This is a genomic window from Photobacterium sp. GB-72 (genome assembly GCF_003026095.1).
Lineage (GTDB): Bacteria > Pseudomonadota > Gammaproteobacteria > Enterobacterales > Vibrionaceae > Photobacterium.
Window position 1 is genome coordinate 55,042 of record NZ_PYNV01000020.1, and the last position, 23,383, is coordinate 78,424.

The 23,383-nt window shown below is 43.5% G+C and carries 25 protein-coding genes; 11 read left to right on the top strand and 14 right to left on the bottom strand.

Annotated elements, in window-relative coordinates; genetic code table 11:
* Window positions 1-2: 2 nt before the first annotated feature.
* Entirely contained in the window at window positions 3-251 is a 249-nt protein-coding gene (gene ilvM / locus C9J40_RS18495) for an acetolactate synthase 2 small subunit (RefSeq protein WP_005372349.1), read from the bottom strand.
* Window positions 251-1,897: an acetolactate synthase 2 catalytic subunit gene (gene ilvG, locus C9J40_RS18500; protein ID WP_107247628.1), complete on the bottom strand. Its 1,647-nt coding sequence runs from the start codon at window positions 1,895-1,897 to the stop codon at window positions 251-253. Before ilvG ends, ilvM begins: the two co-directional genes overlap by 1 nt.
* Before the next feature lie 390 nt (window positions 1,898-2,287).
* Here ilvG and C9J40_RS18505 point away from each other — a divergent pair, with 390 nt between their 5' ends.
* Window positions 2,288-3,814 carry a YifB family Mg chelatase-like AAA ATPase gene (locus C9J40_RS18505; RefSeq protein WP_107208074.1) on the top strand — a complete coding sequence of 509 codons (1,527 nt, stop codon included), beginning with the start codon at window positions 2,288-2,290 and terminating at the stop codon, window positions 3,812-3,814.
* 65 nt (window positions 3,815-3,879) lie between these two features.
* On the opposite strand, the gene C9J40_RS18510 is transcribed toward C9J40_RS18505, so the two are convergent.
* The 4 genes from C9J40_RS18510 to C9J40_RS18525 all read right to left on the bottom strand — a co-directional run bounded on the left by C9J40_RS18510 (window position 3,880) and on the right by C9J40_RS18525 (window position 6,483).
* Window positions 3,880-4,482: a thiol:disulfide interchange protein DsbA/DsbL gene (locus C9J40_RS18510; protein WP_107208073.1), complete on the bottom strand. Its 603-nt coding sequence runs from the start codon at window positions 4,480-4,482 to the stop codon at window positions 3,880-3,882.
* A 74-nt stretch (window positions 4,483-4,556) separates the two neighbouring features.
* A complete protein-coding gene (locus C9J40_RS18515; RefSeq protein WP_107208072.1) occupies window positions 4,557-5,543 on the bottom strand; it encodes a serine/threonine protein kinase in 987 nt (328 codons plus the stop codon).
* A gap of 298 nt (window positions 5,544-5,841) precedes the next feature.
* Window positions 5,842-6,108 (bottom strand): YihD family protein, encoded by a 267-nt coding sequence (locus C9J40_RS18520; protein ID WP_005372361.1) that lies wholly within the window; start codon window positions 6,106-6,108, stop codon window positions 5,842-5,844.
* A gap of 174 nt (window positions 6,109-6,282) precedes the next feature.
* A complete protein-coding gene (locus tag C9J40_RS18525) occupies window positions 6,283-6,483 on the bottom strand; it encodes a hypothetical protein (protein ID WP_107208071.1) in 201 nt (66 codons plus the stop codon).
* A 346-nt stretch (window positions 6,484-6,829) separates the two neighbouring features.
* Here C9J40_RS18525 and C9J40_RS18530 point away from each other — a divergent pair, with 346 nt between their 5' ends.
* Window positions 6,830-7,510 (top strand): FadR/GntR family transcriptional regulator, encoded by a 681-nt coding sequence (locus tag C9J40_RS18530; RefSeq protein WP_107208070.1) that lies wholly within the window; start codon window positions 6,830-6,832, stop codon window positions 7,508-7,510.
* 174 nt (window positions 7,511-7,684) lie between these two features.
* Window positions 7,685-8,344: a hemolysin III family protein gene (locus C9J40_RS18535; protein WP_107208069.1), complete on the top strand. Its 660-nt coding sequence runs from the start codon at window positions 7,685-7,687 to the stop codon at window positions 8,342-8,344.
* A 63-nt stretch (window positions 8,345-8,407) separates the two neighbouring features.
* Here C9J40_RS18535 and C9J40_RS18540 read toward each other — a convergent pair whose 3' ends face one another.
* The 5 genes from C9J40_RS18540 to def form a co-directional block, all read right to left on the bottom strand.
* Window positions 8,408-9,853 carry a TrkH family potassium uptake protein gene (locus tag C9J40_RS18540; RefSeq protein ID WP_107208068.1) on the bottom strand — a complete coding sequence of 482 codons (1,446 nt, stop codon included), beginning with the start codon at window positions 9,851-9,853 and terminating at the stop codon, window positions 8,408-8,410.
* A gap of 6 nt (window positions 9,854-9,859) precedes the next feature.
* Window positions 9,860-11,236, bottom strand: coding sequence for a Trk system potassium transporter TrkA (trkA, locus tag C9J40_RS18545; RefSeq protein WP_107208067.1), 1,377 nt, complete (start codon window positions 11,234-11,236; stop codon window positions 9,860-9,862).
* Between the two features lie 120 nt (window positions 11,237-11,356).
* Window positions 11,357-12,637: a 16S rRNA (cytosine(967)-C(5))-methyltransferase RsmB gene (gene rsmB, locus C9J40_RS18550; RefSeq protein ID WP_107208066.1), complete on the bottom strand. Its 1,281-nt coding sequence runs from the start codon at window positions 12,635-12,637 to the stop codon at window positions 11,357-11,359.
* Window positions 12,638-12,725: 88 nt separating this feature from the next.
* Complete coding sequence (gene fmt, locus C9J40_RS18555) at window positions 12,726-13,670, bottom strand: methionyl-tRNA formyltransferase (RefSeq protein ID WP_107247629.1); 945 nt, start codon at window positions 13,668-13,670, stop codon at window positions 12,726-12,728.
* A gap of 16 nt (window positions 13,671-13,686) precedes the next feature.
* Window positions 13,687-14,196, bottom strand: a complete 510-nt coding sequence (gene def, locus C9J40_RS18560; protein ID WP_045084609.1) for a peptide deformylase — start codon at window positions 14,194-14,196, stop codon at window positions 13,687-13,689.
* 357 nt (window positions 14,197-14,553) lie between these two features.
* Between def and C9J40_RS18565 the strand changes: the two genes are divergently transcribed.
* The 4 genes from C9J40_RS18565 to C9J40_RS18580 all read left to right on the top strand — a co-directional run bounded on the left by C9J40_RS18565 (window position 14,554) and on the right by C9J40_RS18580 (window position 17,863).
* The gene (locus C9J40_RS18565) at window positions 14,554-15,615 is read left to right on the top strand and encodes a LysM peptidoglycan-binding domain-containing protein (protein WP_107247630.1); all 1,062 of its coding nucleotides are present in this window, start codon (window positions 14,554-14,556) and stop codon (window positions 15,613-15,615) included.
* 6 nt (window positions 15,616-15,621) lie between these two features.
* Entirely contained in the window at window positions 15,622-16,719 is a 1,098-nt protein-coding gene (dprA, locus tag C9J40_RS18570) for a DNA-processing protein DprA (protein WP_107247631.1), read from the top strand.
* A gap of 2 nt (window positions 16,720-16,721) precedes the next feature.
* The gene (locus tag C9J40_RS18575) at window positions 16,722-17,195 is read left to right on the top strand and encodes a DUF494 family protein (protein WP_005372379.1); all 474 of its coding nucleotides are present in this window, start codon (window positions 16,722-16,724) and stop codon (window positions 17,193-17,195) included.
* 92 nt (window positions 17,196-17,287) lie between these two features.
* Complete coding sequence (locus tag C9J40_RS18580) at window positions 17,288-17,863, top strand: topoisomerase DNA-binding C4 zinc finger domain-containing protein (RefSeq protein WP_107247632.1); 576 nt, start codon at window positions 17,288-17,290, stop codon at window positions 17,861-17,863.
* A 43-nt stretch (window positions 17,864-17,906) separates the two neighbouring features.
* Here the strand turns inward: C9J40_RS18580 and C9J40_RS18585 are convergent, their stop codons facing one another.
* Both C9J40_RS18585 and purE read right to left on the bottom strand, forming a co-directional pair.
* Window positions 17,907-19,025, bottom strand: a complete 1,119-nt coding sequence (locus tag C9J40_RS18585; protein WP_107208060.1) for a 5-(carboxyamino)imidazole ribonucleotide synthase — start codon at window positions 19,023-19,025, stop codon at window positions 17,907-17,909.
* Window positions 19,025-19,513 (bottom strand): 5-(carboxyamino)imidazole ribonucleotide mutase, encoded by a 489-nt coding sequence (gene purE, locus C9J40_RS18590; RefSeq protein ID WP_107247633.1) that lies wholly within the window; start codon window positions 19,511-19,513, stop codon window positions 19,025-19,027. Before purE ends, C9J40_RS18585 begins: the two co-directional genes overlap by 1 nt.
* 194 nt (window positions 19,514-19,707) lie before the next feature.
* Between purE and C9J40_RS18595 the strand changes: the two genes are divergently transcribed.
* From C9J40_RS18595 to C9J40_RS18610, 4 genes are all read left to right on the top strand, one after another.
* Window positions 19,708-20,265 (top strand): L-threonylcarbamoyladenylate synthase, encoded by a 558-nt coding sequence (locus tag C9J40_RS18595; RefSeq protein ID WP_107247634.1) that lies wholly within the window; start codon window positions 19,708-19,710, stop codon window positions 20,263-20,265.
* Window positions 20,266-20,277: 12 nt separating this feature from the next.
* On the top strand, window positions 20,278-21,186 hold the full coding sequence (hemF, locus tag C9J40_RS18600) for an oxygen-dependent coproporphyrinogen oxidase (protein WP_107247635.1): 909 nt from the start codon (window positions 20,278-20,280) through the stop codon (window positions 21,184-21,186).
* A 63-nt stretch (window positions 21,187-21,249) separates the two neighbouring features.
* A complete protein-coding gene (gene aroE, locus C9J40_RS18605) occupies window positions 21,250-22,071 on the top strand; it encodes a shikimate dehydrogenase (RefSeq protein WP_107247636.1) in 822 nt (273 codons plus the stop codon).
* A 5-nt stretch (window positions 22,072-22,076) separates the two neighbouring features.
* On the top strand, window positions 22,077-22,340 hold the full coding sequence (locus C9J40_RS18610) for a DUF1488 domain-containing protein (RefSeq protein WP_107247637.1): 264 nt from the start codon (window positions 22,077-22,079) through the stop codon (window positions 22,338-22,340).
* A gap of 53 nt (window positions 22,341-22,393) precedes the next feature.
* Here C9J40_RS18610 and C9J40_RS18615 read toward each other — a convergent pair whose 3' ends face one another.
* Window positions 22,394-22,942, bottom strand: a complete 549-nt coding sequence (locus tag C9J40_RS18615; RefSeq protein ID WP_107247638.1) for a gamma carbonic anhydrase family protein — start codon at window positions 22,940-22,942, stop codon at window positions 22,394-22,396.
* Window positions 22,943-23,383 lie beyond the last annotated feature (441 nt).

Below are 23,383 nucleotides of genomic sequence, written 5' to 3' on the forward strand. Positions count from 1 at the left end.
ATTTAATCCAGTAACTGCAGGGGGGAAGTCTCTACACTGATGATGTCCCACAGTTTTTCAATTTGGTTGATAAGCGTCGATATAGGACGAGTACTATCGACGATAATTTCGATTCTGGCTATCTTGCTGTGATGATTTTGTGTTGCATCGACTTTTTTTATGATGAAGCCACGATGGCGGATCACACGTAAAATTCGCTCAAGTAATACAGGCTTATCATTAGCGGTAATGTTGAGTAAATATCTTTCCATTAGGTGTTCTCCAGCATATCTTGGTTTGCAGCACCCGGTGGAACCAGTGGCCATACATTTTGTTCTTCATCAATTAGCACATGCAGTAAGTAAGCGGTTTTACTGGCGAGCATTTCTTCCAGTGCAGGAGCCACTTCTTCTTTGCGAGTAATGGTTTTTCCCGGAATATCAAACGCTTTAGCTAACATCACAAAATCAGGGTTATCATCTAGGATGGTTTCACTGTGGCGGCCATCAAAAAATAGCGATTGCCATTGACGTACCATACCTAAGCGCTGGTTATTGATAAGTACCATTTTGACGGGAATACTGCGGCGCTTTAAGGTTCCCAATTCTTGTACATTCATCATAAACGAGCCATCACCAGAGATCAGAATAGATTGATCATCAGGACGGGCAACACTGGCTCCCATTGCTGCAGGTAAACCAAATCCCATCGTACCAAGGCCGGCTGATGTAATGTAGTTTTGTGGCGCACGAGGTTGAATATGCTGTGCAGCCCACATTTGGTGCTGACCAACATCAGTCGATATCATGCTGCTATCAGGCATCATATCTGATAATTGTTTAAGCAGTAATGGTGCGTAAATCAGATCGCCTGGATGGTCATAGCGCCATTTACCTATTTTACGAATATGTTCACTGTGAGTGAGCCAACGGCTGATATCTTGGCTCAGCTCTAACTGAGGCAAAATAGTATTAATATCGCCACGTAATGGCGCATCAGCATGACGTAATTTACTAAATTCAGCGGCATCAATATCAATATGAATTACTTTTGCATGTGGCGCAAAGGTATCCAATTTTCCGGTTACGCGATCATCAAATCGGGCGCCAACCACAATTAATAAATCCGCTTCTTGTACCACTAGGTTGGCTGCTTTTGTGCCGTGCATACCAAGCATGCCAAGGTAATGGGGATCATGGCGTTCAATAGACCCTAAGCCTTTTAAAGTACTGACCGAAGGCATTGGATTAAGGTTTAAAAATTGACGTAACGTATCGGTTGCATGGGCAATTTGCACCCCACCACCGACATACATTACGGGACGATGACTTTGATCTAATAATTGTTGAGCTGCAGTGATAGCTTCACTATTAACCGTTGGAACCGCTGGTGGTTCAATTGGGGGGAGTAATTCGGTTGGCGCTTGTGCAAGCTGTACATCTTTGGCTATATCGACAATAACAGGGCCCGGACGACCAGCTTTAGCGACTACGAATGCTTCAGCAAGGGTTGGTGCAAGTTCATTGATATCGGTGACCAGATAGCTGTGTTTGGTACATGATAAAGACATCCCAATCACATCCATTTCTTGGAAGGCATCGGTTCCAATATGGGTGCTGGCAACTTGTCCAGTGATCGCAACTAGGGGGACTGAATCCATAAAGGCGTCAGCAAGTCCAGTGACGAGGTTTGTGGCACCTGGACCTGATGTTGCCATACAGACAGCGACATCTTGGGTGGATCGGGCCATACCAATAGCAGCCATTGCTGCTCCTTGTTCGTGACGGCAGAGGATATGCTCTACTCCACCATCATATAACGCGTCATAAATTGGCATGATGGCACCGCCTGGGTAACCAAATACGGTTTTGATACCCTGCTGATGCAGCGCTTTTACGACTAATTCTGCCCCTGTCATCGCAGCTCCTTGCTTGCTTTGCGAGATCTATTTGAGATGATAACGATTACTCAAATCCATTTGTTGAAAAAAGCCCCCGAACTTCTCAGTGCGGGGGCTTTTTGTTTGCGTCTTTGCGCTACTTTGCGCCAGCAAATCCCCGCTGCGGTGACATAATCACCACAATGACTTTAATAATGAGTACGAGGGATGTTGTTAAGCGCATGTATATTTGTCCAACTTTTGTTGTCTAGTTGTTGCTATATGTTAGTGGTAACACAGACATCTATCGCATGACAAGCAAAAACTGTGGTTTTTTTAGCAAACGAGCTGCATTTACAGGCATCTTATGAAACTAAAAATAAATATTTCATTAACGAATGTTTTTTTATCTCAGTGAGGTGATGGTTCATGACGCTTGCGATTGTTCATAGTCGAGCTTGTGTGGGAGTGCAGGCTCCACCTGTAACGGTAGAAGTCCACTTAAGTAATGGGTTGCCAAGTTTTACATTAGTAGGGCTACCTGAAACTACGGTAAAAGAGGCTAAAGATCGGGTTCGAAGTGCAATTATTAATGCGAATTTTGAGTTCCCATCACGACGTATCACTGTCAACTTAGCCCCTGCTGATTTGCCTAAAGAAGGAGGACGATTTGATTTACCTATAGCGTTAGGTATTTTAGCGGCATCAGGTCAGATCCCAACAGATAAATTATCAGAGCATGAGTTTATCGGTGAATTAGCATTATCGGGAGAGTTACGACCTGTAAAGGGGGCACTGCCTGCCGCTTTAGCTGCATTAAAGGCGAAGCGTTGCTTTGTGGTGCCTGACAGTAATGGCGATCAAGTGGCTCTCGTCGGTAAAGAGGTTCATAAATCAGCATCCAATCTATTAGCCGTTTGTGGCTATTTATGCGGCCAACAACAATTAGCATTAAATTTTAGTGAGCAGCTTAAAGAAACTGCGGCTCCTTTAGAGCGAGATATGCAAGATATTATCGGGCAGCAACAAGGGAAACGTGCGTTAGAAATAGCCGCCGCCGGCGGTCATAATGTTTTGTTCCTCGGTCCTCCGGGGACGGGAAAAACTATGCTGGCATCAAGGTTATGTGATTTACTGCCGCCGATGAGTCATGAGGAAGCGTTAGAAACCGCGGCCGTCACCTCGCTCACACCACAATCCTTACACCAAGGAAATTGGTTAAAAAGGCCTTTTCGTACGCCACACCATTCGAGCTCTATGGCGGCATTAGTGGGCGGTGGTTCGGTACCTAAACCGGGAGAAATATCGTTGGCGCACAATGGGCTTTTATTTTTAGACGAGATGCCTGAATTTGAACGTAAAGTTTTAGATTCTTTACGCGAGCCATTAGAGTCAGGTCATATTGTGATTTCTCGTGCGACCAGTAAAACAACGTTTCCTGCGCGATTTCAATTGATCGGTGCGCTGAACCCAAGCCCTTCTGGGTATTATGACGGTAACCAAACACGTACCAACCCACAGGCGATATTACGTTATTTAAGTCGGTTGAGTGGCCCATTACTTGATAGGTTTGATATGTCGATTGAGATCCCTGCTCTACCCCGAGGAACGTTAACTAAAGGGGGAGATCGAGGTGATTCAACAGTAACGATTAAAGCGCGGGTCGATCATGCTCGTCAGCTAATGTTGACTCGCAGTGGTAAGGTGAATGCGCTGTTATCGACGCGAGAGTTAGAGCAGTATTGCCCACTTCAGCAAGCTGATGCGGCATTTTTAGAAAATGCGCTTCATCAGTTAGGTTTATCGGTACGAGCTTATCATCGAATCATTAAAGTGGCGCGTACGATAGCGGATTTGGCGGGAGAGCCTGATATCTCTCGAGGGCACTTAGCGGAAGCGTTAGGCTATCGCGCAATGGATAGGCTGCTTAAGCAGATTAATAGCCAAGTTATATAACAAAAAGTGTCGTTATTTGGATAATAAAAAAGGGCATTACAGCCCTTTTTTATTTTTAGATGATATTACTTTTTCAGTAAGTAGTTTACTAACTCAAAGTATTCGTTCGCTGATTTGATTTTACCTGTTTGTACAAGGTACTTGTTGTTAACCACAACAGCAGGCACACCGGTTAAGCCTGCATCTTCAAAGGCTTTATCAGAACGGCTTACCATTGAATTTACTGCAAAGCTATTATATGCACCATCAAATTCAGCCGCAGGAACTCCCTCATCAATGAAGATTTGACGCACTTCTTCTTCATTACGTGGTGGCTTGTTCATGGTGTGGATACGGTTAAAGAACACCGGTACCATTTTATCTTGAACACCTAATACCACAGAAGTCGCGAAGGCTTTACTCATTACTTTACCCATTGGGCCGCCCATGAATGAAACATGCCTTTTTTGGAACTTTACATTTTCAGGCAATTTAGTTTTTAGCTGTTTGATCATAGGTTCAAACTGATAGCAATGCGGGCAGTATAAAGAGAAGTACTCAGTCACAATGGGGGTTTCAGATTTTGGTAGATCGAGAACTTTGTAGTAATCACCTTCAGTAAATTTTGCGGCGTGCACTGAAAATGATAGTAACGCTGCACTAGCTAGCGTGAGTAACTTCTTGAACATTGATATAACTCCCTGATTATCCTTATCACGGTTATAAATATAACCTGAATTTTTATGTTAATACGTTTTTGTGTTTACCACTGTGGCATGAGTTGTAATGGTGCATCATGCAGCGAGGCAATTTGTTCTTTGAATGCAAGAACTTGCCCTTCCCAGTATTTTGCATCAGCAAACCAAGGGAATGCACGGGGAAATGCAGGATCTTGCCATCGTTTTGCTAACCATGCCATATAATGCACCATTCTAAGACCGCGTAAAGGCTCGATTAGTTGCAATTGACGTTGATCAAAATCTGCAAATTCACCATAAGCTTCAAGTAACGTATCCAGTTGGGCTAGTTGATCGGCGCGCTCACCGTTTAATAGCATCCATAAATCTTGGACAGCAGGACCATTACGGGCATCATCAAGATCGACAAACATTGGGCCATCACGCCATAAAATATTACCTGGGTGACAGTCACCATGAAGACGAATCGCTTGCCAATCAGACGACCAATGCTGTTCAAGGTTTTTAATCAGTAGATCAAGATCGGCAAAAAAAACATTCTTAAGATGATCGGGTATAAACTGACTGTGCTCTAATAATTTTCGAGGCTGATAGACGTATTCATCCAGACCCATGGTTGGACGGTGTTGAAAAGGCTGGCGTTGCCCCACGAGATGAATGCGACCTAAATAGCGACCGACCCATTCTAATTGGTCAAAATTATCGACTTCAAATTGTCGACCGCCGACACTTGGAAATAAAGCAAAACGATGACCATTAAAGGTATGTAGTGTTTTCCCATTGATATTTAGAGGTGCGGCAACAGGAATTTCATTGTCAGCCAATTCTTGTGTAAATTGGTGCTCTTCTTCAATTTGCTCATCACTCCAACGTTCTGAGCGATAGAACTTGGTGACATAACGTGCGCCATCTTCTGCTTTAAACTGGTAGACCCGATTTTCATAACTATTGAGAGCCAGTAATCCTGATTCTGCACGAACATCAATGCTATCTAAGGCATCAAGTAGCAAATCAGGTGTGAGATTCGAAAAACAAAAATCGTTTTTTTCCATGAAACAGCCTTAAAGATGGAAATTAAGGCTGCAGTTTACCTTAATCTTGAGATAACGAGAATTCAGGGGTAGATCTCTCCCGCCCTAGCGAACATGTGTTGTCATTAGTTTAGCGAAGACGACGAATAAATCGAGTGTCGGCGCTGAGTGTTAACCATTAATATGTATCACGCTTTGTTAATAACATAATTGTAACGCAAGGCGATGGTTCAGCCTAAAATCAGTGCTTAAACTGGTGGTTTGGGCACAAAAAAGCCAGTGAATATTCACTGGCTTTTAACGTTAAATAATAGTGAGATTATTTAATAATACCGCGAGCGCGTAAGATAGCGGTTTTGAAATCATCTTCACAATCTTTTGCAAGCCCAGGGATCATGGCGTCTTTATCACTGTTACGCATCTTCAAATGATAAATCAGTACATCATCAGTGAGTGACTCTAATGGGCCGTTATACTTTGCTTCTTCAGCCAGCTTTAATAAAAACTCCACTAAATTTAGATCAGGATCTTTTTGCCATTCAGGATGAAGCAGTTCGATGAGCTCATTGACGCGATGCGTTTTCATAGTGACTCCGTAGTTGAGGCTGAGTGATCGTTATTACGAGCAAATTGTCATAGTTTTAATAGGGGTAAATTATAACAAAGCACACGGGGTTACAATCTGTTGTGCGGTGTTGTAATGACAAAACGAAGTAAAAAAAGCAGCCGAAGCTGCTTTATCTCAATCGTTTTATTATCATTACGCGATATTTTGCTTGGCGATTAATGACTGTATTTGAGTCTCTAACTCATCACGCTTTAGTTTTATATCGTTATTCGTCAATGAAATCTCAACAACGGCTGTCTGTTTCGTTTTAAAATGTGGAGCATGAGCCGTTGCACGAAGGCGTGAAGGGCTACGAGGGGTACTTACATACCTGACGGGAGATGCTGGTCGCATAAATCACCTGTTGTCAGGCTCATCCATGGCCGGAAGTTAGCAAGCTGATCGCTGAAGGGAAAATTCCCTACTGGGTTTACCCCATCCATCAGTATATCGCTTGGTTGTTAATTAGTTTGCGCTGAGAATAACAATAGCAATTTTAAAAGTCGAGTAAAAAGTAGCCGCTAAAATGCTAAGATTGAAGCATTAAGATGGTTGATTAAGCATGCCGTAAAAAAAGAATAGTAAAAGTGCTTTCGCTTGGCGTATTCAGATCCGTTTATGTTGTAATACGATGTGTGTATTACACTGCACATATTTTATGGAATAACCATATTATAAAAGAAGCCTTTGGAGAGGATGTATGGAGCAAGAGCAGCAACGCATTGTTGCCAACCGAAATTTATCTTATCGATTAGCTGAGTCTATAGGCCGCCGTATTTTGGCGGGAGAAACAGCGCCTGGTGATATTTTACCGGGTGAAGTCGAATTAGGTGACATGTATGGTGTAAGCCGTACAGCTGTTCGTGAGGCAATCAAAATGTTGGCTGCCAAAGGAATGGTGTTGCCTCGGCCACGTATTGGTACACGCGTGATGCCGAAAAAGAATTGGAACTATCTTGATCAAGATTTACTGGCTTGGTTAGATTTTGATGCCGATTCTGAATTATTAGAGGAATATCAACAAGCGCGTTTAATGTTAGAGCCAGAAGCGGCAGCATTAGCAGCTATTCACGCAACAGATGAGGAGCGTAAAGAGCTACAAAAGCTGTTGGCTGAAATGCATGAAATGGGCGATAACTTCGATCAAGAACATTGGATTGAAGTCGACACACGTTTCCATCAACTGATTTATTTTTCCTCTGGAAATCATTTTATTAGTCCGTTTGGTAACTTGTTTAAAGCGGTATTTGAAAACTACTTCCGTGTTGTTACGCGTGAACGTATTTTAAAACTTGATGCTCACCAACAAATCGTTGATGGCATTATTGCTCGCGATCCAGATGCTGCTCGACAAGCCACCTTATCACTACTACAAAAATAATAACTAACGGAGTATTGCTTATTTATCACGAGCGCTCCGTTTTTATTACGTATATTTTTATCTCATTATTATAAATATCACGAATCCTGACTTGCTTATTTTCAGCTTACAAGTGTAAGCTGAGTGGTGTGGTTATAGTAGAATAATGTCATGTTAGCGTGAGGTGGTTGAGTGATGAACAAATCGGTGGCAACTGAACAAGGGTATTCTGTTGCAGAGGAAGTAGCGAACAGTATAAGCCATGGGATCGGGCTGTTATTTGGCTTGCTTGGGTTGTATTTATTACTTGAGAAAGCATTCTCTGTTAATGCTGACACGTTAAGTCTTATCAGTTATACCGTGTATGCGGTGAGCATGATATTGCTCTATTTAGCCTCTACCCTCTACCATTCGGTTTCATCACCTAAAGCGAAACGTGCGTTAAAAACGTTTGATCATTGTGCGATTTATCTTCTTATTGCTGGTACTTATACGCCTTTTTTATTGATTTCTCTGCGGACGCCATTAGCCATTGGTTTGATGAGCGTGATTTGGGGACTGGCGATTATCGGTATTATTGCCAAAATTGCATTTGTTTATCGATTTGAGAAATTATCACTGATCACTTATTTAACCATGGGTTGGTTATCGCTAATTATGATTTATCAATTAGCACTTATTTTATCGACGGGTGGTTTAGTGTTACTTGCTTTAGGCGGTGTGATTTATTCACTTGGGGTGATTTTCTACGTCAATAAACGTATCCCGTATAACCATGCAATTTGGCATTTATTTGTATTAGGTGGTTCTATTTGCCACTTTTGTGCGATTTATTTCTACGTCAAACCTGTTTAGTTCATCGCGTTGAAATGGATAAAAAAGGGAGCGCAATGCGCTCCCTTTTTGTTTTTAGTGTTATTAGTCTCGCCAAAATGCAGGTGAAAATACGACTAACACAGTCAAAATTTCTAAACGTCCCATCAACATACCTAAACTTAAGGTCCATTTTGATAAATCAGGCAAACTCGCGAAGTTACCCGTTGGACCGATAATACTCCCCATCCCCGGCCCCACATTAGCAACAGCGGTGACAGCACCTGTAATGCTGGTGATGGGATCAAGCCCTTGTAGACCTAATATCGCAGCAATGAAGATAATGGTCATGATAAAGGTCAATACTAATGCAACAACCGAGCGCACAATATCGTCAGTGACCGGTCTATCATTATAGCGTTGGACAAATAGCGCCGATGGGTGGATAGATTGCATAATTTGCTTACGTAGTAAGGCAAACGCGATCTGGAATCGAAAGATTTTTATTCCGCCACTGGTCGACCCTGAGCAAGCGCCTACCAATAAAGTGAAGGCGAAAATAATACTCGGCAATGGTCCCCATGCGGTGAAATCTCCCAAGCCAAAACCTGTGGTTGTCACAACAGAAATGATGTTGAAAAATGATAATCGCAGCGAATCCATCAACGAATAATCTTTATTGAAGAACAAGCATGCAGCCACAATTAAACTGGCAACGGTCACAAACAAGGCATAGCCTTTTACTTGAGCATCACCAAATAAGGTTTTTGGATGGCGTTTTTTCAAGGCTTGGACAAACAGCAAAAATGGCAAGCCGCCAGCAAACATGAAGACTGTGGCAACCCATTGTGCACTGTGCGAGAAGTGATTCATGGAGCCATCAGAAGTGGAATAACCGCCCGTCGAAATGGTTGTGAAAGCATGGTTAATGGCATCAAATGTATTCATCCCTGCAAACATAAACGAGATAATGCAGAGCAGAGTTAACGTGAGATAAACATTAACGATATTCTTTGCAACGCTCTTGGTTCGAGGTGAGCTTTTATCTGACCAATCTGATGATTCGGTTTGGAATAAACGCATACCACCGACGTTCAGCATCGGGAGGATCGCTACTGCCATCACGATAAAGCCAACCCCACCGAGCCATTGCAGTGTTGATCGCCACAGCAAAATACTGGGTGCCATATCATCTAAACCACTTAAAACGGTAGAGCCCGTTGTGGTGATCCCTGACATAGTTTCAAAGTAAGCATCGGTAAAACTAATGTGATTAATAAATACAAAAGGTAAGGCCGCAAAAGCACTGGCGACAGTCCAAACTAAGGTGGTGATCAAGAACATGTCTCGCACGCTAAGCTTAAACTCTGGGGTTTTACCTAAAGTTAAAAATAAAAAGGCAACAGAATGGGTGATCAGCACCGCAGTGGCGAAATCAATAAACCCTTCGGTACCGGTAAAAAAGGCGACTAATGTCGGCACGTACATGAACAGGGCTAGCTTAGACAGCACTAACCCTAGTACAAACAGTATGGGACGATAATTAACCATGATCAGTTACAAGAAGAAAGGACTAGGTTGGAAGAGACGTTCAACATCTGGGATGTACTTCTTATCAACAAGGAACATCACCACGTGATCGTTTTGCTCGATGACGGTACGGTCATGGGCGATTAATACTTCTTCTCCACGGACAACAGCACCAATGGTGGTACCCGGTGGTAATTTAATATCGCTGATTGCACGACCAACGACTTTAGAGGTACTGGAATCACCATGAGCGATAGCCTCAATGGCTTCTGCAGCGCCGCGACGCAATGATGATACATTAACGATATCGGCTTTTCGCACGTGGGTTAATAGCGCTGAAATCGTCGCTTGTTGCGGTGAAATCGCAATATCAATCGTACCGCCTTGCACCAAATCAACGTAAGCACCACGCTGGATAAGCACCATCACTTTCTTTGCGCCCATACGCTTAGCAAGCATGGCTGACATGATATTGGCTTCATCATCGTTAGTAACCGCAATAAAGACATCGATCTGCTCGATATGCTCTTCGCTGAGCAATTCCTGATCTGAGGCATCACCACAAAATACGATGGTATTTTGTAGCATTTCAGACAAGTTCTCAGCACGCTCTTGATTACGTTCAATCAGTTTGATGCTGTAGCTTTGCTCTAAACGACGAGCTAAACCAGCACCAACGTTACCACCACCAACAATCATCAAACGCTTATAAGGCTTCTCTAGGCGCTGAAGTTCACTCATTACGGAACGAATATGGTTACTTGCGGCGACAAAGAAGACTTCATCATCAGCTTCAATGATCGTGGTACCTTGTGGACGAATCGGTTTACCTTGACGGAAAATCGCCGCTACGCGGGTATCGATGTGTGGCATGTGTTCACGCAATGCAGATAATGCATTACCAACTAGCGGACCGCCATAGTAGGCTTTTACCGCAACAAGGCCGACTTTATCTTCTGCAAAGCTAACAACCTGTAATGCGCCTGGGTATTCAATCAGTTTTTCAATGTAATCGGTCACCAATTCTTCTGGTGCGATTAAGTGATCAACAGGAACCGCATCAGATTGAAACAGTTGTTCTTTCTCTCGTAAGTATTCAGGTGAACGAATACGAGCAACACGGTTAGGCGTATTGAAAAGAGAGAACGCAATTTGACATGCGATCATGTTAGTTTCATCGGAGTTCGTAACAGATACCAACATATCAGCATCTTGTGCCCCTGCTTCTCGTAACGTGCGAGGGTGACTGGCAAAGCCTTGTACAACTCGAAGGTCGTATTTGTCTTGCAGTTCACGCAGACGCTCGGGATCCTTATCAACGATAGTGATATCGTTATTCTCACCAACCAAGTTTTCAGCAAGGGTGCCGCCAACTTGTCCGGCACCGAGAATAATAATTTTCATAGTCTATGCCTGATGTAAATGCCTGTAGAGATCAGCTGTAAGTACAACGTTCTGATCGGCGTTATAAAATATGAAAAAGCGGAATCTTGAGAGCAAGTTCCGCTTTTATTTAAACAATGATTACTCTGCTTTTGTTAGAACAGCGTAGTAAAAACCATCCATCGACTCTTCACCTGGCAGAATTTGACGACCAGGTTTCGCTGGATCGCTGCCAATTAATGTCGCATCTGACGTTCGTGCTAAAAACGCTTTTACCTGATCGCAGTTTTCTTGTGGCGTAATAGAGCATGTCGCGTAAACCAACGTACCGCCCGGTTTTAATTGCAGCCACATTGCGTCAAAGATCTCTGCTTGAAGTGTTGCCAGTGCCGCAATATCTTCGCCACGACGTAGCCACTTAATATCAGGGTGACGACGAATAACCCCCGTCGCTGAACATGGCGCATCTAGCAAAATACGATCAAATTTGTCACCTTGCCACCATTGTTCTGGGTAACGGGCATCAGCGCATAATACGGTTGCATCAAGGTTCAAACGTGCCAAGTTTTCGTGTACACGTTTAAGGCGATTTTCATCACAGTCAATCGCAACCACTTTGGTTGATGGTACATGCTCCATGATGTGGGCTGTTTTACCACCCGGGGCTGCGCAGCAATCAAGAATTAACTCACCCGCTTTAGGCTGTAAATAATCCACCGCTAACTGAGCTGCAGCGTCTTGTACCGAGACCCAGCCATCACTAAAGCCAGGAAGCTGAGTGACATCGCATGGCGAAACTAAACGTAGCGCATCTGCAGCCTGTGGGTGTAACTCGGTTGCAATGTCTTCGGCATCTAATAAAGCGCGGTAGGCATCGCGAGTATTGTGTTGGCGATTAACACGTAGCCACATCGGTGCTTTGGTGTTATTCGCTTCACAGATATCAGCAAATTGCTCGGGATAGCTTTCTTTTAATAACTTTAATAGCCAGCTTGGATGACCATATTTACCCGCATCATGGCTGATAGCTTGCGCATCTAAGGTTTCTTGTTGACGCTGATAATTACGTAAAATAGCGTTAATAAGCCCGCGAAGTTGTGGCTTTTTAAGTGTTTTCGTTGCATTTACTGTTTCAGCTACTGCGGCATGTGCTGGAATTCGCATGTACCCGAGTTGATATAAGCCCACTAAAATTAAGTGGTGGAATACGCGTTGCTTACCTTTTAACGGCTTATCCATTAACGCTTGGGTAATAGATTCTAAGCGAGGAAGCCAGCGAAGTACGCCATAGCAGATCTCTTGCAATAAAGCGTGGTCACGCTCTCTGATATCTTGTTGCGCAGCAGGAAGCGCGGCGGTTAATGACTGCCCTTGATCGACGACCTGATAAATAACTTTGGCCGCTGTGGCTCTTACATTCATAGCTGTTTCCTGAACTCGCCGTTAGTGCTGGCGATAACAATGTGGAACTTAAAAAGAAAAGCCAGTGACTACACACTGGCCTTGATATTTATAGCTGAGCGCCAGATTCAAACCATTCTCGACGAGAATTAAGCAAATCTGCTGCTGTCATCGCTTTCTTACCTGGCGGTTGCAGCGATAATAAGCGCAATGCGCCATTACCTGTCGCAACTAAGATACCTTGCTTATCAGCAGATAAAATTGTACCCGGTGCTTTACCTTGATTGTCAGCTTCAACAGCCGCTTGCCAAACTTTGATGTTTTGCTCTGCAACGGTGAAGTAACTCATTGGCCACGGGTTAAACGCACGAACGCAGCGCTCAATCGCAGCGGCATCCATTGTCCAATCAATTAACGCTTCTTCTTTGCTCAGCTTCTTGGCGTAGTTTGCTTGCTCATCGTCCTGCTTAACGGCTACGGCTGTGCCATTAGCAATATCAGATAAGCAATCAATTAAGGCATCAGGGCCAAGATCGGCTAATTTTTCGTACATGGTAGCGCTAGTATCTGATGCTTCAATTGGCAAGGTTGCCACTTTTAGCATATCACCCGTATCAAGGCCGATATCCATCTGCATGATAGTTACGCCAGTTTCTGTATCTCCCGCCCAAATAGAGCGTTGGATCGGCGCTGCACCACGCCAACGTGGAAGAATAGAACCGTGTACATTAATACAACCTAAACGTGGCGTATCTAATACTGCTTGCGGTAATAATAAGCCGTATGCCACCACAACCATGATATCTGCGTCAATGGCAGCTAATTCTTGTTGTGCTTCTTCATTGCGTAATGAAGCTGGTTGATAAACCGGAATATCATGTTCAAGCGCGATATTTTTAACTGGGCTTGCCGTTAGTTTTTTACCACGACCCGCTGGGCGATCAGGTTGAGTGTAAACAGCAACAACTTGGTGCTGTGAAGACAACAACGCCGCCAAATGACGGGCGGCGAAGTCAGGAGTACCTGCAAAAACGATGCGTAATGGTTTGCTCAAGGTAACCTCTAAATAATTAGTTTTTTGCGTTATGGCGTTTAATTTTTTCTAGTTTCTGTTTAATGCGCTGACGTTTTAAAGGTGATAAATAGTCAACAAATAGCTTGCCAGCTAAGTGATCTAATTCATGTTGTACACAAATCGCCAATAAGCCATCAGCTTTGAAGCTGTATTCTTTACCGTCACGATCCAGCGCAGTAACACTTACGCCTGCTGCGCGTGGTACAAAACCTCGCGCGGTAGGAACCGATAAACAGCCTTCTTCAATACCATCTTCACCGTGCTCTTCAGTAATTTCAGGGTTCACTAGTACCATAGGTTGGTTACGTTCTTCTGATACGTCAATCACTACAATACGTTGGTGAATATCAACTTGGGTTGCCGCAAGACCAATGCCTTCTTCGTCGTACATGGTCTCCAACATATCATCGATAATTGTTTGGATTTCAGGTGTTATCGCTTCGACTGGTTTAGCTACAGTTCGTAGGCGTTCATCAGGAAAGGTTAGAACGTGTAATACAGACATAAGGACTCGAATTCGTTAACGGAAACTAAAAAATAAAACGCTGTTGGTCTAATTCTAGTCATTTTAAAGATCAAATAACAGTACCGAATTTTTTGTCATAGGTGAAAGACAAAGAATGAAAAAGCGTCCGTCAGTATTTTATTGGCAAAGTGATTAGTGTTAGCCGTAAGCAAACTTGACGCTATTGAGTTGCAACAGTTATCTATAAATAGTGACGTGAACCGAAAAGCGCTTTTTGCTCATCGTTAAACAGTCGACATATCAATAGGCTAATGCCAGTCTGAGACGATAAACGTATTTTATTTGTTGTAAGGCGGAGCCTTACGATTCGGTTGTGTTATCCAAGGAAGCGATCTCATGAAGCAATTGGGCATTATTCTTAGCTTTATGCTTTTTATCCCCTCTCTGTTTGCTGCGCCATCTCCACTACTTAAAAAAGATATACCAGAAGTCTACATCGTTAAGAAAGGTGATACGTTATGGGATATTTCTGGGGTATTTCTCGAAAATCCATGGTCATGGCCACAATTGTGGGAAAAGAATAGCTACATTAAAAACCCACACCTTATTTACCCAGGTGATCGCCTCCATCTTATCTGGGTTAATGGGCAGCCAAAACTGAGTTTGAAAAAGCATGTAAAACTGTCGCCAAAAGCGCGAGTTATTCGTGATCCTATTACGACCCTACCGGGATACTTAATGTTGGAGTACGTGGCTGAAAATAAATTAATCAGTCAAGAATCAGCCAAAACACAACCGCAAGTGTTAGGCTCAAGCGATGAACGTGGTTACTTGTCTGTCGGTGATATTGTATGGGCAGATCAGCCTTTGGCACCGACAACACAATGGCGTGTTTACCGTATTGAAGAAACGTTTACACGTAATGATTCAGCAACGGAGACAAGCCCTGAAGTTGATGTAAAGGTCATGACATTAAAGGAGATTGCTGATTTAACCGTCACTGCAGCCGATGATAAAACCAGTCAATTACGGGTTGATACCTACCGTCAGGAAATCAGTCAAAACGATATTTTATTACCATTATTAGTGAGCGGAGAGCCTAACTTATCGTTTTCACCCTCAACACCGCCAGAGTCAATGACTGCCAATGTGATTGGGCAACTTGAAGGGCGTAGCTACATCTCTAGCTTCGATGTTGTGGTATTAGATCGTGGGCATTTAGATGGTGTGGAATCAGGCTTTGTATTTGATTTATACAAACAAGGCGCCAAAGTTCAAGGTAAAAAAGGCAGTTACCATTACAAAGATAACCCATTAGCAGGCTCTACCCAGTTGGGTGAAGTCTCAGTGGGTAAATTAATGGTGCTTCGTCCTTATGAGCACTTTAGTTTAGCTGTGGTGATGCAAAGCTTAGAACCATTCAAGCCGGGTGTTATTGCTGTTCCACCAACGCGTTAAGATCTCATGAGTGAATCACTCTACCCATGGTTAGTATTAGCGATGACCCCGTATTTAGGTGGTCATCGCATTAATAAACTCTTGCGTCATGTTTCGGCGCAACAATGTGTTGGCTCTTCATTTGATCAGTTGTGTCAGCTAGGTTTGACTCACCAACAAGCCACAGCGATTACTTCCCCCAACCAACAGCGTATCGATCAAGCGTTGCGTTGGCAGCAACATCCGGATCAACATATTTTGACTCTAGATTCTCCTGCTTACCCTTATTTACTGAAACAAATATCATCTCCACCGCCACTGTTATTTGTCCGTGGTGAGGTCGCTTATCTAGCTCAACCACAAGTGGCGATTATTGGTAGTCGCGCGGCTTCCATTGATGGTAGAGAGGCGGCATTTAATTTCGGGTATGCACTAGGGCAAGCGGAGTATGTGGTTACCAGCGGACTTGCTTTAGGAATTGATGGACAAGCTCATCTGGGGGCATTGAAGTCCGGCGGCGCTACCGTTGCGGTGTTAGGCTCTGGTTTAGATCAAATTTATCCTGCTCGCCATCGTCAGTTAGCGAATGAGATTGTAGAGCAAGGGGCATTGGTTTCAGAGTTTTGGCCTGATGAAAAACCTCGTCCACAAAACTTTCCGCGTCGCAATCGAGTGATCAGTGGATTGTCGACAGGCGTATTGGTAGTTGAAGCGGCAGAAAAAAGCGGCTCATTGATTACTGCGCGTTATGCGTTAGAGCAAGGACGAGAAGTGTTTGCCCTTCCAGGCTCTATCTATAATGCGCAAAGTCGAGGCTGTAATGCATTGATAAAATCTGGTGCTAAACTGGTAGAAAGCCCCGCAGATATCTTTAATGAAGTCGGAACCTTAACTGAGTGCGCAATAAATAACCAAATAGGCTTGCCTTTTCCACAACCTGAAAATGAAGAATTGCCATTTCCAGCTCTGTTGGCTAACGTAGGCACCGAAGCAACACCCGTAGATGTAGTTGCTGAACGCTGTGAACAGCCTGTCCATGAAGTATTAACCCAACTTTTAGAGTTGGAATTACTGGGCCTGGTCAGTGCAGTACCTGGTGGTTATATCAGAACGAGGAGGAGCTAGTCATGATGGACATTCTTATGTACCTGTTTGAAACTTACATCCAAAGTGATGCTGAGTTGATGTTTGATCAAGATGAACTTTCCGAAGAGTTAATTCGTGCTGGGTTCCATCAAGATGATATTTATAAAGCGCTTAATTGGTTAGAACAACTCGCAGCGTTACAAGAAACTGAACATACTCCTTATGTAAATAACTGCGCAGCAACATCTATGCGTGTGTATACCGAGCAAGAGATGATCCGTATGGATGTCACTTGTCGCGGTTTCTTGATGTATCTTGAGCAAATCCATGTGCTAAATGCCGATACCCGTGAAATGGTGATTGATCGGATCATGGAGCTCGATACCAATGAATTTTCATTAGATGATTTGAAGTGGATTATCTTAATGGTGCTGTTTAATGCCCCCGGTAATGAAACAGCGTATAGCCAGATGGAAGAGTTGCTATACGGTGCGGAAGACGGTGCAGTGCATTAAAATTAGCGGGCCTTAAAGTGGCCCGTTATTGTATCTATGCTATTTGTCGCGATAGCGTGTAAAACGCGATATTCCTTTTTAAGCGAGCAGTAATGACAACCAATAACCCACCTTTATTCTCTGCCCATGAGCAGGCGTTATCACATACACCGTGCCCACAATGTGGTGGCGAATTAGTGATGCGATTTGGTAAGCGTGGTCCTTTTCTTGGTTGCGATCATTATCCGAGTTGTGACTATATTCAGCCATTAAATCACAACGATGGACATGTAGTGAAAGAGCTCGATATGCCTTGTCCTGAATGTGAGAGCCCATTGGTATTACGCCAAGGTCGTTATGGGATGTTTATTGGGTGTTCAGCATACCCTGCTTGTCACTATTTAGCCTCAACGGAAAAGAAAGCAGAGAATACCGATGTTGGATGTCCTGAATGTCATAAAGGCCATTTAACTGAGCGTAAATCCCGTTATGGCAAAGTGTTTTATGCCTGTGATCAGTATCCAAGCTGTCGCTTTGCTGTGAATAACAAACCCGTTGTCGGTACGTGCCAACAATGTGGCTTTGGTTTGCTAATTGAAAAGAAATTAGCCAGTGGTGTGAAACTGCAATGTGCAGATAGAAAGTGCCATGCTTATCAAGATCCTGATAGTGTTGATAAAACAGCATAAAAAAAGCCTGCTCAGACGCAGGCTTTTTAAATTGGAGTAAATATTAACGCGGCAGTGCGGGGAAATCCTTCTCATCCAGCAAGCTTGATAACATGATCAAACGATACTGCAATTGCTCTGGTGTATCAGCACACACGTTAATGTGCCCCATTTTACGCCCTGCTCGTTTTTCTTTACCGTACCAGTGTACATGGCAACCTTCTTGGGCATAAACCGCATCAGGAATGCTATCTAAACCTAAGATATTGATCATCGCACTTGGACGAATGAGTTGAGTACTACCAAGAGGAAAATCACATACCGCGCGTAAGTGGTTTTCAAACTGACATGTTTCTGCACCTTGCTGTGTCCAGTGACCTGAGTTATGAACCCGTGGTGCGATTTCGTTTACCAGTAGTTCGCCATCGAGATCGAAAAACTCGATAGCTAACACGCCGACATAATCAAGGCTATTAGCGACGGCACGGAACATGTTATCGGCTTGCGCTTGCAGTGGTGAGTCACCCACAATCGCAGTTGATAAACTTAGTACGCCATCAGTATGGACATTCTCAGTTAAGTTAAATACCTGAATATCACCACTGCGATTACGGGCACCAATCAATGATACTTCGCGTTGAAAAGGAATAAATTGCTCAGCAACAATAGCCTGATTAGGAGAATCAGCAATACATTGCGCCATTTCAGGCCAAATATCATCAATCTGTGCGCTTTCTTTTAAGCGCCACTGCCCTTTACCGTCGTAGCCACCTAATGCACTTTTTAACACCAGCGGTAACCCGATTTTTTCAATTGCAGTAAGAAGATCTGCACGTTCAGTGATTTCATGGTATTTAGCATTGCGCACGCCAGCATTATCTAATAACGCTTTTTCTAGACGACGATCGCCACCGGCTTTGATTGCTTCTGGCGTTGGGAAGAACTTCTCGCTGGCAGCACAAATATCTAAAATATCGTGAGGAATATGTTCAAACTCGGCAGTAATCGCATCAACGTCATTAATCGCTTCAACGAGCGAGTTCGACATTGCTTGTTGGGTAAGAGGATGAACCACTTTATCACTCTCTACATCATAAGCGATCACATTGATGTTAAGAGGAGCGCCAGCCAGTGCCATCATACGGGCAAGTTGGCCAGCACCAAGGACTAGCACATTATTCATTATGCATCCTCTGCTGGATTTGGGTTGCTTAATACCGTTTCTGTTTGCTCTTTGCGGAAAGCATCAATAGCGGCCAGTACTTGCTCATTTTGAGTGCCGATAATTTGTGCGGCCAAGAGACCTGCATTGGCAGCCCCTGCATCACCAATTGCTAAGGTACCAACAGCAATACCTTTCGGCATTTGAACGATAGAAAGCAATGAATCCATTCCTTTTAATGCACGTGATTGCACTGGTACGCCTAATACAGGCACGCTAGTGAAAGCCGCTGTCATCCCCGGTAAGTGAGCTGCACCGCCAGCACCTGCGATGATCACTTTAATGCCACGCTCTTGTGCACTTTCAGCGTATTCGGCTAGTAAATGTGGCGTGCGGTGAGCCGAAACGACCTTTGTCTCATAAGGAACATTGAAACGATCAAGCATCTCAGCCGCATGTTGCATGGTTGGCCAATCAGATTTTGAACCCATGATAATTCCAACTTTCATCTCATTCTCCTTCAGGTCATAACTTAACATCGTGTTGATGGCTGCATTATACGGTGATTTAGCTCAAAGGAAAACGTTTGCGTCATGAATATTGACTGTCTTATAACCGAGCATGGAGTTGTGACTAAGGAGTAGGTAGAATGAAATTGAGAAAGTAAAACAACAATATTTGCTGAACAAATAATGAGGATACTGTGGAGAATTTTGCTCAAGTCGTCGCAGCTTTAAAGCAAGGTGAAGTGATCGGGTACCCAACCGAAGCGGTGTTTGGTGTCGGCTGTGATCCGGATAATCAAGAAGCGGTTGAAAAACTATTAGCGATCAAACAACGCCCAGTGGAAAAGGGCTTAATTTTGATCGCGGCGAATTACGATCAGCTGCTGTCATATATTGATGAAAACCAATTGACCGAACAACAAAAGCAAACCGTGATGGCAACATGGCCAGGGCCTGTGACTTGGGTAATGCCGACTAAGCCTAATATTCCCTCGTTTTTAACGGGGCAATTTACTACGATTGCGGTACGTGTGAGTGATCATCCACTCGTGCAACGCTTATGTTTGGAGTTTGGTAAACCTATTACCTCAACCAGCGCAAATTTAACAGGCCAAGAGCCAGGTCGAACAGCGCAAGAGGTTGAACAACAGTTAGGGCATTGTTTAGCTGCAATCTTGCAAGGTGAAACAGGCGGACGTACCAATCCTTCCGAGATACGTGATGCGCTTAATGGCAATATCTTCCGTCAAGGGTAAGGGATAAAGAGTATGGATAGCCAAGTAGATAAAAGTGCAGTTAAAGCCTTTTTGTTGGATTTACAAGATCGTATTTGCCAAGCATTAGAGCAACAAGAAACAACCGTCGTATTTGAACAAGACCAATGGCAGCGTGAAGAAGGTGGCGGTGGTCGTAGTCGTGTATTACGTGATGGCGAAATCTTCGAGCAAGCAGGTGTGAATTTTTCTCATGTTTATGGTGCTGAAATGCCAGCTTCTGCAACAGCACATCGCCCAGAATTAGCCGGTCGTCGTTTTGAAGCGATGGGCGTCTCATTGGTTATTCACCCTCGCAACCCTTATGTGCCAACCTCTCATGCCAATGTTCGCTTCTTTATCGCAGAAAAAGATGGTGAAGCTCCGGTTTGGTGGTTTGGTGGTGGCTTTGATCTTACCCCGTTCTATCCTTTCGAAGAAGATTGCCAACACTGGCATGATACAGCTAAACAGTTGTGTGCGCCGTTTGGTGATGATGTTTATCAACAGCACAAAGCATGGTGTGATAAATACTTCTTCTTACCGCACCGTAATGAAACCCGCGGTATAGGCGGTCTATTCTTTGATGATCTCAATCAATGGGGATTTGATAAGAGTTTTGCTTATATGCAAGCGGTAGGTAATGGCTTTATCAATGCCTACATGCCGATAGTACAACAGCGTTATTATCTACCCTATGGTGAACGTGAACGGGAGTTTCAGTTATACCGTCGTGGACGTTATGTCGAATTTAATTTGGTTTATGATCGTGGCACTTTGTTTGGTTTACAGAGTGGCGGAAGAACGGAATCTATTTTAATGTCGATGCCACCATTAGCACGTTGGGAGTACTGCTATGAACCAGAGCCCAATTCAGCAGAAGCGCGACTGTATCAAGATTATTTAAAACCACGAGAGTGGTAATCAATTATTGAGCTCAGATCACGGAGTGATAGAGCCTTCTTAATATAAAGAGAGAATTCGTATATGGATAAGTACGTCGTATTTGGTAACCCGATCGGACAAAGTAAATCTCCGTTCATTCATACCTTATTTGCCCGTCAAACGAGTCAACAGATGACATATACCAGTCAACTTGTTGCCATTGATGGTTTTGTGCAAGCGGTAGATATGTTTTTTAATGATGGTGGTAAAGGTTGTAACATTACGGTGCCATTTAAAGAGCAAGCTTATCAATATGCGACCAAGCTAACTGAACGTGCTCGCTTGGCTGGTGCCGTAAATACACTTAAGAAATTGGATGACGGCGGTGTATTGGGTGATAACACTGATGGTGAAGGCCTTGTTCAAGATCTGATAAATCAACAGGTCGAATTAAAAGATCAACGCATCTTATTGTTAGGTGCCGGTGGTGCTGCTCGTGGTGTGATTTTGCCATTATTAGCACTGCAACCTAAACAATTGGTTATAGCCAACCGTACAGTAAGCAAAGCAAAACAATTGGCAGAGCTGTTTTCTTCTTACGGTAATGTTATTGCACTAGAGCACGCCGAACTCGAAAACCAAACCTTTGATGTGATCATCAACTCAACGTCAGCCAGCCTATCTGGAGATGTGCCAGCGATATCTCCAACGGTGATTGGTACGAATACCACGTGCTATGACATGGTGTATGGCTCAGCAATAACCTCTTTTAATGGTTGGGCGAAAGAGCATGGCGCAGTAAAGGTGTTAGATGGGTTAGGAATGCTCGTTGGACAAGCTGCTGAAAGCTTTATGTTATGGCGCGGGCTTCGTCCGGGAGCTAAACAAGTACAACGTGAGTTGCGCCGAACTTTACAAGAGTAAAAGTAATGAACCAAGATATTCTATTTTCAGATATTCAATCATGGGATGCTGTTCGCCAAGCCGTTAACTTCCCTGCTCAGCAAGGCGGCGCACTGATCATCTGTTGGGTAACCTTAAACTGGCTACAACAGCACAGTGGTAAAGCCTTAAATAACGAAGCTGATATCCTCGCTGAGTTTTCTTCATTGCGTTTTGATCTTGAAGAGTTGGCTGAAGAAATGATTGAAGATGAATGTTTTGACGATAATGGTGATGTCGTTATTGGCTAAGTCACTCAAATAATTATCGAGAAGCCTTATCGTTAGATAAGGCTTCTTTTTATTTACAGCGGAAGTTCTTCGCAAAGGTACTCATTTTTGAGTCGCACATAGTTATCTGCTGATTGTGATAAAAAGGTTTTCTCTTTGTCCGTTAAAGGGCGGGCTTGTTTGGCGGGACTGCCAACATAAAGAAAACCAGATGCTAGGCGTTTATTGGGTGGAACCAAACTGCCTGCGCCAATGATGACATCATCTTCGATAATAGCCCCATCTAAAATAATTGTGCCCATCCCCACTAAAACACGATGACCTATTTGGCAACCATGTAACATCGCTTTATGTCCCACCGTTACATCATCACCAATAATCAGCGGAAAGCCATCAGGGTGATCATCACTGACACGGCTAACGTGTAGCACGCTACCATCTTGAATATTCGTGCGTTTACCGATAGTGATGTAGTTCACATCGCCACGCGCAGCGACTAAAGGCCAAATACTACTGTCATCATCACAGCGAATATCCCCCACTAAAACACAAGATGGATCAACATAGACATTATTTTCCAGTGTTGGATGAATATTTTTATAGCTACGTAATGAGGAAGTCATAGTAATACCTGTATAGGGGACGGATTTTTAACCAAGAGTAACTAAATAGACGCGTGAATTGTAGTCAATCAATAGCACTCTGAGTATTATTTGTTCGAGTGATTAAATATGTCAGAATTATTTCACTTTAGCCCTTGCTAATGTGATCGAACTCTCTATACTACGACCCCACTGAGACAGACAACGGCGCAAGCGGTTACCGAGTTCAGTATTGTTCTTTAACAATTTGACCATGCAATCTGTGTGGGCACTCGTTGAAAAGTTAAGTCGAAAGATTTATCAATGATACTAGTGACCAAAACGATAGAAATATCGGCACAGTCAATTCAAATATCCTAACTAGCTTCTAGTTAGCGGTATTTTAACAGTATTCATTGAGCCGGTCGAAAGACCACAAAAACTTTAATTGAAGAGTTTGATCATGGCTCAGATTGAACGCTG

Bases quoted from the DNA above. Each gene is read 5' to 3' on its own strand.
- C9J40_RS18535 (WP_107208069.1), top strand. From the start codon at position 7,685: ATGAACAAATCGGTGGCAACTGAACAAGGGTATTCTGTTGCAGAGGAA.
- ilvG (WP_107247628.1), bottom strand. From the start codon at position 1,897: ATGACAGGGGCAGAATTAGTCGTAAAAGCGCTGCATCAGCAGGGTATC.
- C9J40_RS18575 (WP_005372379.1), top strand. From the start codon at position 16,722: ATGATGGACATTCTTATGTACCTGTTTGAAACTTACATCCAAAGTGAT.
- hemF (WP_107247635.1), top strand. From the start codon at position 20,278: ATGGATAGCCAAGTAGATAAAAGTGCAGTTAAAGCCTTTTTGTTGGAT.
- C9J40_RS18565 (WP_107247630.1), top strand. From the start codon at position 14,554: ATGAAGCAATTGGGCATTATTCTTAGCTTTATGCTTTTTATCCCCTCT.
- rsmB (WP_107208066.1), bottom strand. From the start codon at position 12,637: ATGAATGTAAGAGCCACAGCGGCCAAAGTTATTTATCAGGTCGTCGAT.
- C9J40_RS18610 (WP_107247637.1), top strand. From the start codon at position 22,077: ATGAACCAAGATATTCTATTTTCAGATATTCAATCATGGGATGCTGTT.
- def (WP_045084609.1), bottom strand. From the start codon at position 14,196: ATGTCTGTATTACACGTTCTAACCTTTCCTGATGAACGCCTACGAACT.
- ilvM (WP_005372349.1), bottom strand. From the start codon at position 251: ATGGAAAGATATTTACTCAACATTACCGCTAATGATAAGCCTGTATTA.
- C9J40_RS18510 (WP_107208073.1), bottom strand. From the start codon at position 4,482: ATGTTCAAGAAGTTACTCACGCTAGCTAGTGCAGCGTTACTATCATTT.
- aroE (WP_107247636.1), top strand. From the start codon at position 21,250: ATGGATAAGTACGTCGTATTTGGTAACCCGATCGGACAAAGTAAATCT.
- purE (WP_107247633.1), bottom strand. From the start codon at position 19,513: ATGAAAGTTGGAATTATCATGGGTTCAAAATCTGATTGGCCAACCATG.
- C9J40_RS18515 (WP_107208072.1), bottom strand. From the start codon at position 5,543: ATGGAAAAAAACGATTTTTGTTTTTCGAATCTCACACCTGATTTGCTA.
- C9J40_RS18505 (WP_107208074.1), top strand. From the start codon at position 2,288: ATGACGCTTGCGATTGTTCATAGTCGAGCTTGTGTGGGAGTGCAGGCT.
- C9J40_RS18530 (WP_107208070.1), top strand. From the start codon at position 6,830: ATGGAGCAAGAGCAGCAACGCATTGTTGCCAACCGAAATTTATCTTAT.
- C9J40_RS18520 (WP_005372361.1), bottom strand. From the start codon at position 6,108: ATGAAAACGCATCGCGTCAATGAGCTCATCGAACTGCTTCATCCTGAA.
- C9J40_RS18540 (WP_107208068.1), bottom strand. From the start codon at position 9,853: ATGGTTAATTATCGTCCCATACTGTTTGTACTAGGGTTAGTGCTGTCT.
- dprA (WP_107247631.1), top strand. From the start codon at position 15,622: ATGAGTGAATCACTCTACCCATGGTTAGTATTAGCGATGACCCCGTAT.
- C9J40_RS18585 (WP_107208060.1), bottom strand. From the start codon at position 19,025: ATGAATAATGTGCTAGTCCTTGGTGCTGGCCAACTTGCCCGTATGATG.
- C9J40_RS18615 (WP_107247638.1), bottom strand. From the start codon at position 22,942: ATGACTTCCTCATTACGTAGCTATAAAAATATTCATCCAACACTGGAA.
- C9J40_RS18525 (WP_107208071.1), bottom strand. From the start codon at position 6,483: ATGCGACCAGCATCTCCCGTCAGGTATGTAAGTACCCCTCGTAGCCCT.
- C9J40_RS18580 (WP_107247632.1), top strand. From the start codon at position 17,288: ATGACAACCAATAACCCACCTTTATTCTCTGCCCATGAGCAGGCGTTA.
- trkA (WP_107208067.1), bottom strand. From the start codon at position 11,236: ATGAAAATTATTATTCTCGGTGCCGGACAAGTTGGCGGCACCCTTGCT.